Genomic DNA, 15,618 nt, shown 5'->3' with positions numbered 1-15,618 from the left:
CTGAAAAACCACTTAAATTATATATATTTGTAAAAAAAACCAAACCTATGAAAAAAACCTTATTACTTACATGTTTATTTATCTTTTGCGTACAGCTAATTTTTGCTCAAACCGAAAAGTCATTCCCACAATACATATGGATTAATGCTAACTCTGAACATGCTGATGGCTCAAGGTTTGGCTACTTGAAAGACTCTTTTACGCTAATAAACAAAAACTGTCATAGTTTACCAACTACCGACCCTTGCTACGACGCTGATGAGTACTCCGATTATACTTTGTTGGGCAGGTATAAAAACTCATCAATGGGCGAACATGTGAACATTATCTATTCGCCTGGTCCAAGCGTTGACCCTGCTTTTTATATTACCGACAAAAACAACAATCCCATTTGGTCGGAAGCTGCAGAAGAAATGTGCATCAATTCCAACGGAATTATTTACATATCGGGAAATATAAACAAAATGTTCAACCAACGGAAGAAGTTAAAATTTAATAACTACAAAGTTGCCGAAGTTGAACAGCCCTTTTACTATGTGGATGTTAAAGGTAAGCTACTGAAACCTGTTAAACTTTACAGTCAAAAAAATAATAAAGGCGAACTTGTTGCAACTTTTCCTGTAGGCTACGAAATTGAGATTTTACTTGCTGAACCTGTGACTAATACCGATGAATACGGAATGCAAAAACCCATGATGAACTACTTGGCACGAACAGCTTTCGGATTGGTAGGTTGGCTTCGCCTCGGCGATGACGATGTTTATCACCTGAATCCGATAGTCAGAGGTTTAGGATTTTTGGGAGATTGAAAATTTAAAATACTATATTATAAACATACGAATTAATAAAAAAAGACCACAGCATGAAAAAACTTAGTTATTTACCAATTTTGTTAATTATTGCTTTATTGTGTGCCAATTGTTCGTCTAGCAAAAGAGCATTGAAACACGGCGATTATTACGGAGCTTCAATGAGTGCAATAAAAACTTTACGCTCAAATCCGAAGAATAAAAAATCATTTGAGGTATTACAGATAGCATACCCTTTAGCCAAAGAAAATGGCTTGCGAAAGATTCAAAATGCGTTAGATGCCAATGCTCCTAACAAGTATTCCATTGTAGCAGAAGAATATTTGGCTCTTAACGCAATAGCCGACGCAATATATACCTGTCCGAAAGCATTGGAGCTTTTTCCTCAACCTGAGCAGTACAGCAAAGAATTAAGAAATGTATTGCCTTTGGCGGCAGAAGAAGCATACAATTTAGGCGAACGTCTGCTTAAAACTAACACTATTCAGGATGCCAGAGAGGCTTATTTCCATTTTATGAGAGTCAAAAAATATGTACCTGACTATAAAGATGTTGACGAAAAAATTCAAGACGCTTTGTATGCAGCCACACTCAAGGTGGTAGTACAAAAACCTCTTACGCCCAGGAGATATCAGGTTTCTGCCGATTTTTTCTACAACAATCTGATGGCTAAAATTTGTGATGTAACTGAAGACAAGTTTATCCGTCTCTATACTTACGAAGAGGCTAGAAGAGAACGATTGAATAATCCCGATCAATATTTAGTGCTTAATTTCGAAGATTTCTCGGTTGGAAATATGCGCGAAATCAGAAACACAAAGGAAGTTTCTAAAGATAGCGTATTGGTGGGAACAACCACAATAGACGGAAAATCTCAAGATGTGTACGGAACAGTAAAAGCAACACTAACTACTTACAAAAGAGAGGTCATCTCGCAAGGAGTCCTTTCGGCGAAAATAATTAATGCTAGCACTAACCGCGTAGAACAACATCGCAATTTCCCAGGAAAATTTGTGTGGGTCAATGAATGGGCAACGTACAAAGGCGACGAACGTGCTTTGTCAAAAGAACAACTCAAAATGACGAATCTTGAAGCCGTTATGCCTCCACCAGAACAAGATTTGTTTGTTGAATTTACTAAACCCATATTCGACCAAGTTGTAAGTTTTGCTGTAGGTTATTATTCACGTTACGATAAAAACATAAATAAACTCAAAATATCTTATTAATAAAACTAAACAAATACTCAATTAATACATGAAAACAAACATTTTTACTGCTGTCATCGCACTTGCAGCCATTCTGCTAATTGGTTGTACAAGAGGAACGCAAGAAAGTTATATAACACTAACCACCGCCAAGGAAGTGGGGGAAACTATCAAATTAACTATAGACGCTGCTGAAGCCGACCGAACTGACGTTTGGATTGACCTTAATAACAATGGAATAAAAGATGAAGGAGAGACTGTTACCAATTTTGGCAAAAATGCTGAAACAGAGTATAAGCTTGGTGCACAAACCGTTACTATACACGGGAAGGTAAATGCGCTGTGGTGTCGTAGTGGTCAATTCACTATGCTGGATATCTTAGGCAACCCTGAACTTATTGAATTAGAATGTTCACACAATCAGCTTACTGAACTGGATGCGTCAAATAGCACAAAATTGGCTATGCTACATTGTTACAACAACCAGCTTACCGTACTAAATATATCAAATAGCCTGCAGTTAACTAATCTGGAGTGCTCACATAATCAATTAACGACGTTGGACGTATCTAGCAACCCTGAACTCATCAGCCTAAGTTGTTTTGGTAATCAGCTTACTACATTGGATTTATCAAATAATTCAAATCTTAAGTGGCTGAATTGTGGAAATAATAAACTAGGTATGCTTGATTTATCCAAAAATCTGCAGCTTAATGATTTGTATTGTGGCGGCAACCAGCTTACATCATTGGATTTGTTATCTAATACAGAGTTGGAAACGTTAAGTTGCCCGCGTAATCAGCTCACAGCGTTGGATTTGTCAAACAATCCAAAGTTACAGAAAATATATTGCGAAACCAATAATATTTCCGGTGATCAAATGTCTGCACTGGTAAACAGCCTACCCGATCGCATTGATGAGTATCCGGGAGAATACGTGCTGCGTTATTGGCTTGAGGACGGTAACACATTCGACAAAGCACATGAGTCAATCTTATCAAAAAAGAACTGGTACAAGTACGAAGAATGTGCGCTTTAATAATATGATATGAAGTAATAAACCCATTTATGATTTTACAAATTCTATAAACCAATGAATAATAACATTTTATTTGCTGCTACGATTGTAGCTATACTACTGGCGGGATGTGCCGGCAAGGCTCAGAAAGCCAATGACGAAATCTCTGTAGGCGAGGAGTGGCTAGGGCTTGTTTTCACTTGTGCCGACGAAGAAAACGCCTTCTGCTTTCCCGATGAGGAAAAGATTTGCACAGAACGGTATTACGATTATTATACCGAATATATGGAGATATTTGAATATCCAAACTTTGAGACCCATGAGGAGCAAAAAGCGGCAGAAATGGGATTTCAAAACAAATGGAAAGACATTTATCCTGTAGGAGTTAAGATGTGGTCGCCATTCGGGCGTGGCAACGGAATGGAGGTAGGGCAAAAGCTTAAAAACGTTTCCATTGCTCACATCGAAGGCTTAAAATATCTGGTAACTGTGGACTACGGCGATGGGCTGGTTTTCAAAAACGAAGTAACCCTTGTGCCACATGAAGATGCGTTCCTGATAGATTATTTCAAAACCGAACTTGTAGAGTAATAAAAAGCAGAATATTTATGTTCAATTTTATCAAAACAATAATGCCTAGCTGCTTGCGCTACCCGATTGTTTCAGATAGGGAAATCCGCTTGGTAACGATGATATGTAAAAAGCCCAAGAATCATGTTGATTGACTATGAACGCACCTATTGTTTCTCTAAAAAGCATTAATAAGAAGAAATGAAAGCAAAAACCAACAAATTATTATTATTATTTCTAATACTAATATTAGTAATCTGGCTGGTTATGAAGTTAACCTGGCAAAATAATGTAGTGCTAATTTTCATATTTGTATGGACACTAATGGGACTGGCATTGCTAATCCCGTGGGAAAACAATATAAGAAGGAACATTAAAAACTCCGAAAATCCTTTTCAAAAAGCTATCTATGCCAACTCAACAGACCCAGCTACTATCACTATGCTTTCCATCATGATTCCGTATATATTTCTGCCATATGTACTTTTTATCTACTGTCCACGCCGTCGAAAAACACGCAGAAACGTTGTTTGTCAAAATTGCCAATCAAACGGTTCTATGAAGCACAAGCGTAAAGCTCAAATAATACAACAAGCCGTAATAGGACAAGATGGTATCAAGCGTTACTCTTTTATCTGCAAAAATTGCGAACATCAACATTTTGAGGATATTAAATATAAGTACGTTGAGCCTTCATCAAGTAGCAGCTCGAGCAGCAGCTCTTGGGGTAGCGACAGCGGCTCAAGTAGTGGTGGTTCGTGGGGTGGAGGCAGCAGTGTAGGAGGCGGAGCAAGTACAAAGTTTTAATAATGGGTTAAGATGAAGTCAAAATTAATAATTATAGCTATGACACTTTTAAACTTCGTTAATTAAAGAAAATAATATAAAAATACTAATAACATTTAAAATTTAAAAATATGAGAACAAAATTGATGATTTTAATTGCATTAGTAATATTACCGCTAACACTAATTACGGCATGCAATTCAGGTAAAAAAAACAATGTAGAACAATTTGAGGAAAAAGCTTTTTATTCGGGAGGATTAAAGTATGAAACCCTTGTAAGATTAAGTATCAATTCTAATGGTGAAGTAACAGGAACCGTTACATCAAATGAATATGGCATAGAGGAAGAGCCTGTTTCATTTACCGGAACGCTTTCAAATGGAGAAATAAATGTAAAATTCAACAGCGAACCACCAATAGTTGGAGCAGCCTCCGAATGGACAAATATGCCATGGCGAATTGAAGAAAGGGAAGACAAAGAAGTGCTAATCATTACATTCTACGCAATGGACTACGAAACTGAAGAGTGGGGTAATTCTGATTATGAATTTGAAGAAGTAAGTGAACAAGCCAACTAAACTTACAATGTAAAAATTTAAACAATTAAACAATAATAAATAAATAAATAAATAAATAAATAAATAAATAATGTTATGACAACAAACGAATTAGGAACGAAAATGGGAAAAATAGCTATAAAAGCTTTCAATTTTCTCTACGACAATTTTAGCAATTCACCCGAAATAACCGATGAATTGAAACAAAAGGTAAAAAGCGAACGTGAAAAAATTTTCACAGAATTTATTCCGTTAGTTAAACAGTGTCACACATTTGGCGAAGAAGATGTGGCTGACATTGGACAAATTATGGCTTTAACTTACATGCAAGGAATAGATGATGCCGGTACTAAACTGCAGAAAATGGCTAGTATTGTGGAAAGCATCGTACATGAAGGCGGTGATGAAGCCTTTATGAGAGATTTTATGAGTCTTTCTGTTATGTTTGAGTTTTTAGAAAAACCTACAGAAGACGATGAAGAAAGGAAAGCCATGTTAAAACATGTTGGATTATTAGATTAAGGATGATGAAAAATTATCAAAATGCAACTAACTCAAATATAAATATTTAAAAAAGAGGATAACATATGCTTTTATTAGGAGTAACAGAAGAAAACGGTTGGTTGGCGTCAACATTTAATCTGACGTACGCAGTCGGCTGGGATAAAATATGTAAAGCTGTAAGCATGATTTATAGTTATTACGAGAATGTAGAAATTCTAGTCGATAATGAAAAAATGGACATTTCTTCAAAAGAGGAAATTTTAAAACTAGAAGAAGCCGGAAATATGACAATTCGCGGAATATCGACAATAATAAAAGTCCCAATTATGATAACGTTCTTTAATCAGCTTCAGAACGTAAATGTTACTGTTCCATGTATGAAAGGAGAATTTGAAAATGCTGATTATCAGAAGTTCAACATGTCGTTAGGACAATATATGGATAGCTTGGAATTGGCTATGTATCGTTAGTGGGAATAAATAAACCATTAAGATATTAAGGATAGTTAAGAACTTAATGCGCCTTAATGCCTTAATGGTTAAGCAAAGAAAAAGGAGAAAAATTATGGAACTTATACTTGAAGATGAATCTATATCTGCTAAGAACATGAAAAATTGCCATAAAATCATGTTGGAAATTTTTGGTAAAGATGTTCAGCTTGTCGAATATTGGGGACCTGTTCAAATGTGCGTTTTTTATTTAGAATACCATTATTTACCCTGCGAATACAAGATAATCATGGAATGTGAACGCGGTTTTATTGTTATAGAAGTACAGAATAAAGCCGGTGATGTTTTCTGGCCCTTAATGATATTCCCGAAAGCTAATTATTTTCATTATGCAGACGTCGAAAAGGATGTTCGGCAACTTGTAGAGTTGACTCACAAAGCAATAAAAGAAAATCTGATTATTTTTGAACCGGTAGGTACAACAAAATATTCAGAAACATGTTTACATTGTTTTGATATCAAAGAAGTTCATAACTTTATTTCACCGGAACTATACGAAGAAACCATAGAATATATTAAAGAACTAATTGAAAAAGAAAACTTTATCTTCGTAGAAGGCAGTTGTGCTGTAGGAGAACATAAGAAAGACGGGTATTGGATTGATGATATTATTTATCATGTTATAAAATGTCCAAAATGCGGCTGGGAATTCACATGTATTGTAAACACATACAAAGGTGGCGGCTCATTTACAAGAGAAAGATAAATATACAACGAGATTTACGAAATAAAACCTAAATTTGCCATAAAAATGACAATTTAAAATTTAACTTTCAATATAAATGAGTAGTGAAATGAATGAAATAAAATTATATGAAAATAAAGAAGTTCGCACTGTATGGGACAGCGAAAAAGAAGAATGGTGTTTTTCTGTGGTAGATGTAGTTGGAGTACTAACAAAAAGCAGTAAACCCAGAGACTATTGGTATCGTGTAAAAAAGAGGATGTCGGAAGAGGAAAAATCTGAACTGTCGACATTTTGTCGACAGTTGAAATTAAAAGCATCTGACGGTAAAATGAGAGAGACCGATGTTGCCGATATGCAAGGCATCTTCAGATAAAAGTAGATTATTATGAAAATAAAAACAATAAAGAAATGAGACGTGCAAATAGTAGCGGAGTAATAAAAAGCGTTGTTATTCTTTTTACAATCTTTATTGCAACTGCCTTGTTGGTAAGCTTTGCTGGAAACCATGAGGATTCTAACAAAGAAATAGCTATTTCAAAGCAAGAACGCTCTACGAGTAGTAGGCTACAAAGCAGCGTTGTCCTTAAAACTAATATTAGATACCGCGTAGAAGATGTACCTAATGTACAACTCCAAGATGCATCTCGCTATACTAGCGATCCGAACAATCTTATTGCACAACGCTACCGTATCGCAATCGACAGCATAGCAGCCACAATACGCGACACATTCGATGTGGAAGTGGCGGTAGTTGTACTACCAAATTTTGATGATAACGAATACGCTACATTACGCGAATTTGCCAATCAGCTATTCAACACTTGGGGTATTGGCAAAAAAGAAACAGACCAAGGATTGCTCATCTTGCTCAATTTAGAGGAAGGCAATAGAGAAATAACATTCGAAACAGGATATGGACTTGAGGCTATACTTCCCGACGGAATTTGTAAGCTAATCCAAACAAAAATAATGCTGCCTTATTTGACCGAAGATAAGTACGGCGAAGCCCTCGAAGCCGGGCTTATTGCAGTACAAAAGCGGCTTGCCGACCCCGACAACGAGGAGTTCCTTGGCACAACTATGAGCGGCGGCGACGATGGAGATGCAATATTTGGATTCGCTATTTGGACACTGTTTGGGTTAGCCTTTTTAGGTTATGCCCACTACAAGAGAAGGAAAGATGTGAAAAAAGGTAAAAACGTTTATCAAAAACTAATTAATTACAGAGGAATTAAACCTGCGAACTTAATTGCATACTTTATTTTTGTCCCTTATATCATTATCCCTTACTTGCTTTTCATCAACATTCCTTGGCGTAGAAGATTACGAAGAGGTCTGATTTGCGAAGCGTGTGAGTCAATTGGCAAAATGAAACTCGAGAAAGGTTCGGAACTTATTTCATTGGAGCCAACAACGGAAGAAAATATTTACATGCGCACTAGACGCCACACTTTTACCTGCAAAAAATGTGGAAGCCAACACTTTGAAGATTTAACATACCGTTTCCGTAAATATCCGTCATATGTTGGAAGTTCAGGCTCTAGTTCATCAAGCTATGACGACAGTTCATCATGGGGTTCATCATCGAGTTCGTCGAGTAGTGGCGGCTCGTGGGGTGGTGGTAGTAGTGGTGGCGGTGGTGCAAGTACAAGGTTTTAAGGTTATTAAAAATGGTACAGATTTAAGTAAAAAATTAAAATAATAAAACAATGAAAAGATTAATTATAACTATTATCATTACAATGCTTTGCCTTACGGCAATACAAGCACAAGATGCAGCAAAAGATGTGCAAAAAATTCGCACGCAGTATTATAAACTTAAATCACAACTTGAAGGTAAAACCAACGATTTGGTTTGCCTTTATTTAGAAGACAATAAATACGACCAAAGAGAGCCTGGCGCACGTTTTTACAACGAAAAAATCTACTTCTATTATACACCCGACGAAAGAGAATTAAAAATGGTGATTTTTAAATCTCAACATGGGATTTTCTCAACTTATGCAGAGTATATGTTCGACGATGAATCACTTACTTTTGCCTTTGAACAACAAAATGAGGACAAAGACTCAGAAAAACGTCTTTACCGACAAAATGGCAAAAATGTTAAATATTCCGTTGGCAACGTTGATAAGAATATTGCAGAAAACGAAGATGAAATAGCAATTCTCAATAAGATAGCACACCAAATGCATGGAATTTTCAGCTCATACGTGCTACGCGATTAAAATTTAATTAAACTAAAAACATTAATAAAATGAAGAAAAAAATTGTATTACTCGCCTTAATTGTACTAACTATGGTAGGTTGTACTAACAATAAAAAGGACAACAAGCAAACCCAAGAGATTGAAATTATCACATTACAACCATTACAAGAAAACGAAACACTTTGCTATGAAGATGACTTACGCCGCATTAGCGGTAGCTGGGCTGAAAATTACGACGGATTTATTATTCGAGTTGAAGCAAAGCGTGAAGATGTAAAATCATTCACAGTTCAAGATGCCACAGCATTTGAATGCGTTGTAGCTGATGCTCTGGTATTGAGTAATGGCACAAGCAATGTTCGGACGCTTAATGTGTACGACTTGAACTCGTGTAGTGAATTACTGTCAATTAAAGATAATTTTTCAGGTGAGGTAATGCCTGATGACAATCAGACGGGATTTACATTTTATAAATATTCTGAAGATATGCCTATCGTTCAATGGAACGCCCAGACTGGCGAATGGCATGAAACAAACAAAGTGCCGTCCGAACTCTTTAACTCGGATTTTTACAATACAATTGAAGAAATTGGCGATAGAGCCTTTAACGGAATGAGATTAGCTGCATTGCAAAAAACTTACGTCAACATAGAGAATAAAAAAATAAGCTACCTGAACGAATACAAATGGAAATATATCGAATAGGTTAGGCTTAATATGTTAATTGATAATATACATATGTAATAACTTAAATAATAGATAAAATTAAGACTATAAAACAATGAGAACAAAAGCAATAATAATTATAATGGTGTTATCATCACTTTTCGTTACAAGTTGTAACGGACAAGATAAAACACGACATAATTATGCAAACACAAAAATATTAACAGAAAAAGAAAAATACCCAATGACTTATCAGTTTATAACACTTACAAAAGAAGAGCAAAGTAAAATTGAAAAAATTATAAAGAAAGATGGAGAAACAAGAAAAATCAAAGTCTCCGAATATGCATCACAAATTCATTGTTTCCTGTTCATATCTTATGAAGTAAAGAAAGATTTCATAGTACTCGACTCAGACCCGAATATGTACCACTTTAGCGTAATATTTAACACCCGAACCAATGAAATTCTACGCAATTCAAGAGAAACGCTTGCACATATTGCTCAAACAATAGATATATTCAATAACCAAGAAATTTCTGATGAAGATATCATACGTCTTATTTCAAAAGTTCTTTTTGGCGGGAAATTGCTTACCGAAAAGTTTAGGCTTTTCGATATCGCCGAACTCCCTGTATTGCAACGCAATGAAAAATTTATAAAATGCACTGCATATTTAAAAGTTTCAGATAGCGGCATGACTAAGCCTCGTGCTGTAAAGTACATTATTTCTATCGATAATAAATTTAATGTAGAATGTAATAAATACGAATAATAACGCACTACACAGTGCAAAAATCAATAATTCCCAAAATCATGAAATCAAAAATTATTTTTACAGTTATTATCCTTTGTTCAAGTGTGTTGGCGTACGGACAAACCAAGAAGCCCTCTACTGCCGAACGTTTTAAAGCAGAGTATGTAAACCAAAATCCACAAAATGAAGCTATTGCCGGAGCCTACCTTTACGACCCAGACCCAAATGGTGCAAACCTACGCGAAAGTCCTGGCGGTAAAGTTATAAAAGTCATTCCTACAAATGTAGAATGGCTTATAGATATATACGAGGCATGGAATGGTTGGTTCAGAATAGACCCTCAAATTTATAGCGAAGAAAGCGAACCAATTGATTTACAAACCAATAATTGCTGGATTCACGGCTCAATATTGGCTTCAAGAACACGAAATTATGGCAATCAAATCTTGAAGTTTTGTAGCAGTCCTGATAGCACAAGCACAGTTACATTTACTGTAAATGAAGAAATTTCAGTTACATTTGTAGATGTGAAAAAAGACTGGGCAAAAGTGTGCTATACTGACGGAAGTGGTAAAAAGCTAATAGGTTGGATTGAATTAGAATGGCTATGTTCCAATCCATATACAACTTGTCCTTAAATTATCTACAAAACCATTAAAATGCTCAAAATATGAAAAAATATTTTACTTATTAATATTATTAGGAGTTTTTACGCATCATAGCGAACATGCTAAAGATGTGGAAAAAACTGTAAAAGAAATCAGACAAGAATAGATGGCAAGAATAATTACTTAAATAAACTAATTAATTAAGATCATGAAACCCAAAATTATTATTATGACAGCATTTTCTCTATTTACTTGCATCGGCTGTAACATGGCTCAAAAAAAACAACCTATTTCTGTAAGTTTCGATTATTCCGTTGAATCTATAAACTATCGCCTTGCTGCAACAGTTAAAAAAGATAGTGATAATACCTATAATGCTTCTTACCAAGACAAGCAAATGCAAAATCCCGTAGCATTTGACTTTACCGCCGCCGATTTTGATGAATTAACAAAAATAATAGCCAAGATGAATAAGCCTGCCAAAAATCGAAAGCATGCCGTTACAGACGAAAGTAGAGTAGGGACGTTCACGGTAGTTTTGAACAAAAAAGGCAAAGACGTAACGTATGAGTACAAAATAAATAAATTTTCGAGCGAAAAAGAAAACAATCTGAAAAATGAAGCCATTGATTTGATTAAGAAATGTATAGACCGACATAAGAAAAAAAGTGAAATTCGCGTAGGTTGGCGCCAGATTATCCCTCCAACTTATGAGGTATATGCTCACGCCGAACCTGCCGAATTGGTAGAATATTTAGGTAAATTTGTTGAGAAGAGTAACTCTAAAATGAACATGTGCGGCGGTAGTGAGTCAGGGACTTTTAGATGGAAAGCTTTAAAGCCAGGCGTGGTAACCGTTTGGGTAGAAGAATCACGCTATCATCAAGACCCAAAAGATTTCCCTGCACTTTTCGAGCCATTCCGTTGTTATATCATCGACGAAAACCTAAATGTACACTATTCGGAAGAAAAAACAGCAGCAGCAAAGAATAGATTTAAACAGAATAATAATTAATATAAAAAAACACTTAATACCTTTGAGAAAAAATATTAGAACTATGAGAGCAAAAAATTATTTATTATTAATGGCTTTAATTGTCATCTCTTGCAATCAAGGTATGAGTCAAAAAGTAAAGCCTGCAAATTTGGAACTTGAAACCTATACCGAATGGGTAACCAAGTACGAAGAAACCGAATATTACGAGTTGTCAATACTAAATTATTTGGGAGAAAACAACTCTGTTACTATTCAAATGTACTATAGTGCTGAAGGCAACGAAGACCTATCAACCATTAACCTTATTGATAAAGATGGAGAATTTTTAATAACACACTATGAACCAATAACTGTGCACCCAATGGCAATGAAATATACCAAAGTTGTGGTAGGAGATATTGACGGTAATGGATTAAAAGATATTAGAATGGAATTTCTATATATGGGTAACGGACTGATGGCGTGTGCTGTACGTACTATTTATATATTTCAGGAAAAATATAAAACATTCAATAAAATATCTTTCGATAGCTTTGTTTGTAGAGACCATGTTTCCGAAATTGACGTTGATGGTGACGGAAATTGGGAAATTATTGCCAGAACTTTGGAATACATCGACGAGAATAATTATTATTGGATCGATAATATATACAAATATACCCCCGAAGGATTAGTCTGTGTTAGTGAAGAAAATGGTTATCCAAAAGCAATAAATACGCATGAAGCCAAAACAATCGATGCTAAAATCGTAAATAAAAACAAAAAAGGTTGGATAAAAGAACAGCCCGATGGATATCTCTTTTTTAAATAAAAAATGACCAATAACTAAAAACAAACAAGTATTAACTCAAAATTTTAACATATGAAACGAATAATTTATTTACTGCTTATCTCCCTGATATTTGCATCTTGTACAGGGATTAAGAAAAAAGGTGTCAACGTAGTTACGTTCGACTCAATAGTGATGCAAGAAAAAATAAAACTTTTACCCAACAAGCCCGACAGCTTGCCATACGCTACATTGGATATTAAATTTATATATCCAAAAACCTTCAACTCCAAAGAGCAATTGCAAAAGCTACAATCAGTTTTTTACGAAAATGTATTGGGTGAAAAATGTGCAAATGCATCGACTCCCGACAGTGCCGTAGCTACTTATGTAAAGAACTACATTAATTTGTACCGTGAAAGCACTGCCGATTACAACGAAATGCTCCTAGAATCGGGAGAGGACAATGTCCCACATTATATTTATATGCACACCAGAAATGTTTATAATATTATAGAGTACAAAAATGAAAATTTACTGAATTTTTCAGTAATTAGCGATGAATATCTAGGCGGAGCACACGGTTATTATTCCCAACAAAATGTAATTGTAAATTTGAATACTTTGGAAGAAATTCAAGAAGCCGATATTTTTGTTTCGGATTATAAAGAACCTCTAGCACAAGTTATCAAACAAAAACTTTTGAAAAGTTTGAGAAAAGAGAACAAAGGTGAGAGCGACGAACTGTTAAAACAATATTTCTTCGATTTCGACAAAATTTCTCCTAACAATAATTTCCTAATGGACGATAAAGGACTGTATTATACGTACAATTTGTACGAAATAGCGCCATACGCGTCCGGAATGTTCTATGCGTTTGTTCCTTATTCCGAAATAACGCATCTTCTAAATTTGGAATTATTTGCTGAGTTTTTCCCCGATTTGGATTTGAAGAAAGATGCAAACGAACCTATAACTGCCGAAGAAATCCAAAGTGCAAATTACAACGAGTTTCCAATAGCTTACGTAAAAAACGCCGAACTTTACTTTTTCAATCCCGAAAACCACACTATTATGAAGTTTACCGAAGAAACCGACCCTGTTTTCAATTGCGTATACTCCGACCAAGACGATATGTTTTACTATACGGTTTTGCAAAACGAAAATATAGTTATAAAGCAAGTAGATTTAAGCGTTGTACCGGCACAACCAAAGGAGCTTTTTAATTTAAACAAACCGGCAAAAGAATTTTATTCTGAAACCTACGGCGAAAAGGCATTGTTGAGATACATAAAAGGAAGCCTTCTTTTAGAATGCGATTTTGTATGGGATTATTACAACTTTACAAAATATTACGAATATTCAATTAAGGATAATACAATTGCAACTATTGATTGGGACCAGTTTGAAAGAAAATTTGGCTATCATCCGTATAGTTCACGTGAAACAACAAATGATTACAGCTCAATATATAATAAGTCTAAAAAACTAGATTTGTCCAAATATATGAACGAACACAACATCGATTCCGAACGAGAATATTTTTTTAAAGGAATATCGGCTGATGGTTCAAAAATAATTTTTGCAATAATGCTCGATATGTGCGACCTGGCTCACGGACCATATTGTGTTGCCAATATCGATGGCTCAAATATGCAAGTACTTGAAGATACGGATATGGGTTCAGCCTTCAAACCACTTTGGAGCAACAATAATGTAGTATATTTATGTTCCTACGAATCAGAAACCGAACTAAACGAGTGGGGTGGAGCTAAAACAATAGACGAACTTTGCTACACCCAAGCTTCCGATAACTCTATTAAACGTATAGACCAAGATATTGATTATTACGCTGTAAGAAATATACATCCTAACAAATAGAGTCTGTTAGGTGTTGGTACCGGAGTTTAGGGCTAATAGCTAAAGGCTAAATAATAATTATTTAATACCAATATTGGTTAGATACCAAAGATTTTAGTACATTTGCAAAGAGTAAATTTATGGAAACCAAAACAACAAACCCAAAAATTTCATTCAAACAATAAATACATTAATTAACATTTAAAAACCCATTATTATGAGACATTTATTTTTATTTATCAGCGTTATTGCATTTGCTATTTTTACAATAGGCAACGTACAAGCACAAAGTGAAATCAACACTGCAGTTAACAAACTAACACAACACGAACTATACGATGCTAACGGAAAACTATTAGGCAAAGTAAAATCCGATGGTATAGTGGAAGTAGCTTCAGGTAAACAAATCGGTAAAATTGAATCTAACGGCACATTGCGAAATGAAAGAGGAGCTCAAGTCGGTAAAATTGAAACTGATGGAACAATAAAAGATGGTAAAGGTGGTAAACTTGGTCAAGTTAATGCAAACGGTTATGTACGTGATGCAGCCGGAAAACAAATTGGAAATATAGATAGAGACGGAACCATCAAAAATGCACAAGGAGCTAAGATTGGAAAAGCAACAGGAAATAATAAAAATATTATCGGAGCTTGCTATTTCTTCTTTTTCTTTAAAGATAACGTAACTGTAGATAAAGTTGAGAAGAGTGCACCGCGTATACAATCCGCACCTAGTGGCAGAAAATAATCCCATAAAACTATGAAAATAAAATTACTTTTACTTGCAACCGCAATTTTCTTGTTTGGTTGCAAGAACAATTCAGTTAAAACAGAGACTCAAGACATTGATTACGGTTCGTATTATAACGAACGCTACAATTACAAAGTAGATTGCCCTCTCTTTCTTATACCGCAAGGTCAATCTGAAAGTGAAGATGGACAAGCATTTGTTTCCGAAGATGGCAAAAGTAAAATGGTGGTTTATAGAACCTTCAAAGCTCTTACAGGCTACAATCCGACTATAGAGGCTGCTTTCGATGAAGATTTTCAAACATCAAGAAATGTGATAGAAAAGCAACAATTCGAAAATTATTATTTCATAA

General features: G+C 35.1%; 20 protein-coding genes. All 20 read left to right on the top strand.

Translation table 11 applies throughout. The features are described from left to right. Window positions 1–47: 47 nt before the first annotated feature. On the top strand, window positions 48–809 hold the full coding sequence (locus PHP31_08705) for a hypothetical protein (protein ID MDD3739355.1): 762 nt from the start codon (window positions 48–50) through the stop codon (window positions 807–809). A gap of 53 nt (window positions 810–862) precedes the next feature. Further along, window positions 863–2,038, top strand: a complete 1,176-nt coding sequence (locus tag PHP31_08700) for a hypothetical protein (GenBank protein ID MDD3739354.1) — start codon at window positions 863–865, stop codon at window positions 2,036–2,038. 28 nt (window positions 2,039–2,066) lie between these two features. Further along, window positions 2,067–3,056, top strand: a complete 990-nt coding sequence (locus PHP31_08695; GenBank protein ID MDD3739353.1) for a hypothetical protein — start codon at window positions 2,067–2,069, stop codon at window positions 3,054–3,056. A gap of 54 nt (window positions 3,057–3,110) precedes the next feature. Continuing rightward, the gene (locus PHP31_08690) at window positions 3,111–3,626 is read left to right on the top strand and encodes a hypothetical protein (GenBank protein ID MDD3739352.1); all 516 of its coding nucleotides are present in this window, start codon (window positions 3,111–3,113) and stop codon (window positions 3,624–3,626) included. A gap of 246 nt (window positions 3,627–3,872) precedes the next feature. Beyond that, entirely contained in the window at window positions 3,873–4,412 is a 540-nt protein-coding gene (locus PHP31_08685; protein ID MDD3739351.1) for a hypothetical protein, read from the top strand. Between the two features lie 110 nt (window positions 4,413–4,522). Next, entirely contained in the window at window positions 4,523–4,969 is a 447-nt protein-coding gene (locus PHP31_08680; protein MDD3739350.1) for a hypothetical protein, read from the top strand. Window positions 4,970–5,044: 75 nt separating this feature from the next. Then, the gene (locus tag PHP31_08675; GenBank protein ID MDD3739349.1) at window positions 5,045–5,470 is read left to right on the top strand and encodes a hypothetical protein; all 426 of its coding nucleotides are present in this window, start codon (window positions 5,045–5,047) and stop codon (window positions 5,468–5,470) included. 65 nt (window positions 5,471–5,535) lie between these two features. Next, complete coding sequence (locus PHP31_08670; GenBank protein ID MDD3739348.1) at window positions 5,536–5,922, top strand: hypothetical protein; 387 nt, start codon at window positions 5,536–5,538, stop codon at window positions 5,920–5,922. 94 nt (window positions 5,923–6,016) lie between these two features. Then, the gene (locus PHP31_08665) at window positions 6,017–6,667 is read left to right on the top strand and encodes a hypothetical protein (GenBank protein MDD3739347.1); all 651 of its coding nucleotides are present in this window, start codon (window positions 6,017–6,019) and stop codon (window positions 6,665–6,667) included. A 76-nt stretch (window positions 6,668–6,743) separates the two neighbouring features. Further along, window positions 6,744–7,022 (top strand): BRO family protein, encoded by a 279-nt coding sequence (locus PHP31_08660; GenBank protein ID MDD3739346.1) that lies wholly within the window; start codon window positions 6,744–6,746, stop codon window positions 7,020–7,022. 35 nt (window positions 7,023–7,057) lie between these two features. After that, a complete protein-coding gene (locus PHP31_08655; protein ID MDD3739345.1) occupies window positions 7,058–8,308 on the top strand; it encodes a TPM domain-containing protein in 1,251 nt (416 codons plus the stop codon). Window positions 8,309–8,358: 50 nt separating this feature from the next. After that, entirely contained in the window at window positions 8,359–8,877 is a 519-nt protein-coding gene (locus PHP31_08650) for a hypothetical protein (protein MDD3739344.1), read from the top strand. Window positions 8,878–8,906: 29 nt separating this feature from the next. Then, window positions 8,907–9,563: a hypothetical protein gene (locus tag PHP31_08645; protein ID MDD3739343.1), complete on the top strand. Its 657-nt coding sequence runs from the start codon at window positions 8,907–8,909 to the stop codon at window positions 9,561–9,563. A 76-nt stretch (window positions 9,564–9,639) separates the two neighbouring features. Continuing rightward, entirely contained in the window at window positions 9,640–10,299 is a 660-nt protein-coding gene (locus PHP31_08640) for a hypothetical protein (protein MDD3739342.1), read from the top strand. A 41-nt stretch (window positions 10,300–10,340) separates the two neighbouring features. Next, a complete protein-coding gene (locus PHP31_08635) occupies window positions 10,341–10,919 on the top strand; it encodes a hypothetical protein (GenBank protein MDD3739341.1) in 579 nt (192 codons plus the stop codon). A 178-nt stretch (window positions 10,920–11,097) separates the two neighbouring features. Then, window positions 11,098–11,904 (top strand): hypothetical protein, encoded by an 807-nt coding sequence (locus tag PHP31_08630; GenBank protein MDD3739340.1) that lies wholly within the window; start codon window positions 11,098–11,100, stop codon window positions 11,902–11,904. A gap of 43 nt (window positions 11,905–11,947) precedes the next feature. Next, window positions 11,948–12,697 (top strand): hypothetical protein, encoded by a 750-nt coding sequence (locus PHP31_08625; GenBank protein MDD3739339.1) that lies wholly within the window; start codon window positions 11,948–11,950, stop codon window positions 12,695–12,697. Window positions 12,698–12,748: 51 nt separating this feature from the next. Next, entirely contained in the window at window positions 12,749–14,536 is a 1,788-nt protein-coding gene (locus tag PHP31_08620) for an RsiV family protein (protein MDD3739338.1), read from the top strand. Between the two features lie 196 nt (window positions 14,537–14,732). Next, window positions 14,733–15,263 carry a hypothetical protein gene (locus PHP31_08615; GenBank protein ID MDD3739337.1) on the top strand — a complete coding sequence of 177 codons (531 nt, stop codon included), beginning with the start codon at window positions 14,733–14,735 and terminating at the stop codon, window positions 15,261–15,263. A gap of 12 nt (window positions 15,264–15,275) precedes the next feature. Continuing rightward, the coding region (locus PHP31_08610) for a hypothetical protein (GenBank protein MDD3739336.1) at window positions 15,276–15,618 on the top strand (343 nt) is incomplete at its 3' end.

Source organism: Lentimicrobiaceae bacterium (assembly GCA_028697555.1).
GTDB lineage: Bacteria > Bacteroidota > Bacteroidia > Bacteroidales > UBA4417 > UBA4417.
This window is presented reverse-complemented; position numbering and strand designations above follow the sequence as displayed.

Excerpts from the sequence above, each read along its gene's own strand:
- PHP31_08705 (MDD3739355.1), top strand. The coding sequence starts at position 48 with ATGAAAAAAACCTTATTACTTACATGTTTATTTATCTTTTGCGTACAG.
- PHP31_08700 (MDD3739354.1), top strand. The coding sequence starts at position 863 with ATGAAAAAACTTAGTTATTTACCAATTTTGTTAATTATTGCTTTATTG.
- PHP31_08695 (MDD3739353.1), top strand. The coding sequence starts at position 2,067 with ATGAAAACAAACATTTTTACTGCTGTCATCGCACTTGCAGCCATTCTG.
- PHP31_08690 (MDD3739352.1), top strand. The coding sequence starts at position 3,111 with ATGAATAATAACATTTTATTTGCTGCTACGATTGTAGCTATACTACTG.
- PHP31_08685 (MDD3739351.1), top strand. The coding sequence starts at position 3,873 with ATGAAGTTAACCTGGCAAAATAATGTAGTGCTAATTTTCATATTTGTA.
- PHP31_08680 (MDD3739350.1), top strand. The coding sequence starts at position 4,523 with ATGAGAACAAAATTGATGATTTTAATTGCATTAGTAATATTACCGCTA.
- PHP31_08675 (MDD3739349.1), top strand. The coding sequence starts at position 5,045 with ATGACAACAAACGAATTAGGAACGAAAATGGGAAAAATAGCTATAAAA.
- PHP31_08670 (MDD3739348.1), top strand. The coding sequence starts at position 5,536 with ATGCTTTTATTAGGAGTAACAGAAGAAAACGGTTGGTTGGCGTCAACA.
- PHP31_08665 (MDD3739347.1), top strand. The coding sequence starts at position 6,017 with ATGGAACTTATACTTGAAGATGAATCTATATCTGCTAAGAACATGAAA.
- PHP31_08660 (MDD3739346.1), top strand. The coding sequence starts at position 6,744 with ATGAGTAGTGAAATGAATGAAATAAAATTATATGAAAATAAAGAAGTT.
- PHP31_08655 (MDD3739345.1), top strand. The coding sequence starts at position 7,058 with ATGAGACGTGCAAATAGTAGCGGAGTAATAAAAAGCGTTGTTATTCTT.
- PHP31_08650 (MDD3739344.1), top strand. The coding sequence starts at position 8,359 with ATGAAAAGATTAATTATAACTATTATCATTACAATGCTTTGCCTTACG.
- PHP31_08645 (MDD3739343.1), top strand. The coding sequence starts at position 8,907 with ATGAAGAAAAAAATTGTATTACTCGCCTTAATTGTACTAACTATGGTA.
- PHP31_08640 (MDD3739342.1), top strand. The coding sequence starts at position 9,640 with ATGAGAACAAAAGCAATAATAATTATAATGGTGTTATCATCACTTTTC.
- PHP31_08635 (MDD3739341.1), top strand. The coding sequence starts at position 10,341 with ATGAAATCAAAAATTATTTTTACAGTTATTATCCTTTGTTCAAGTGTG.
- PHP31_08630 (MDD3739340.1), top strand. The coding sequence starts at position 11,098 with ATGAAACCCAAAATTATTATTATGACAGCATTTTCTCTATTTACTTGC.
- PHP31_08625 (MDD3739339.1), top strand. The coding sequence starts at position 11,948 with ATGAGAGCAAAAAATTATTTATTATTAATGGCTTTAATTGTCATCTCT.
- PHP31_08620 (MDD3739338.1), top strand. The coding sequence starts at position 12,749 with ATGAAACGAATAATTTATTTACTGCTTATCTCCCTGATATTTGCATCT.
- PHP31_08615 (MDD3739337.1), top strand. The coding sequence starts at position 14,733 with ATGAGACATTTATTTTTATTTATCAGCGTTATTGCATTTGCTATTTTT.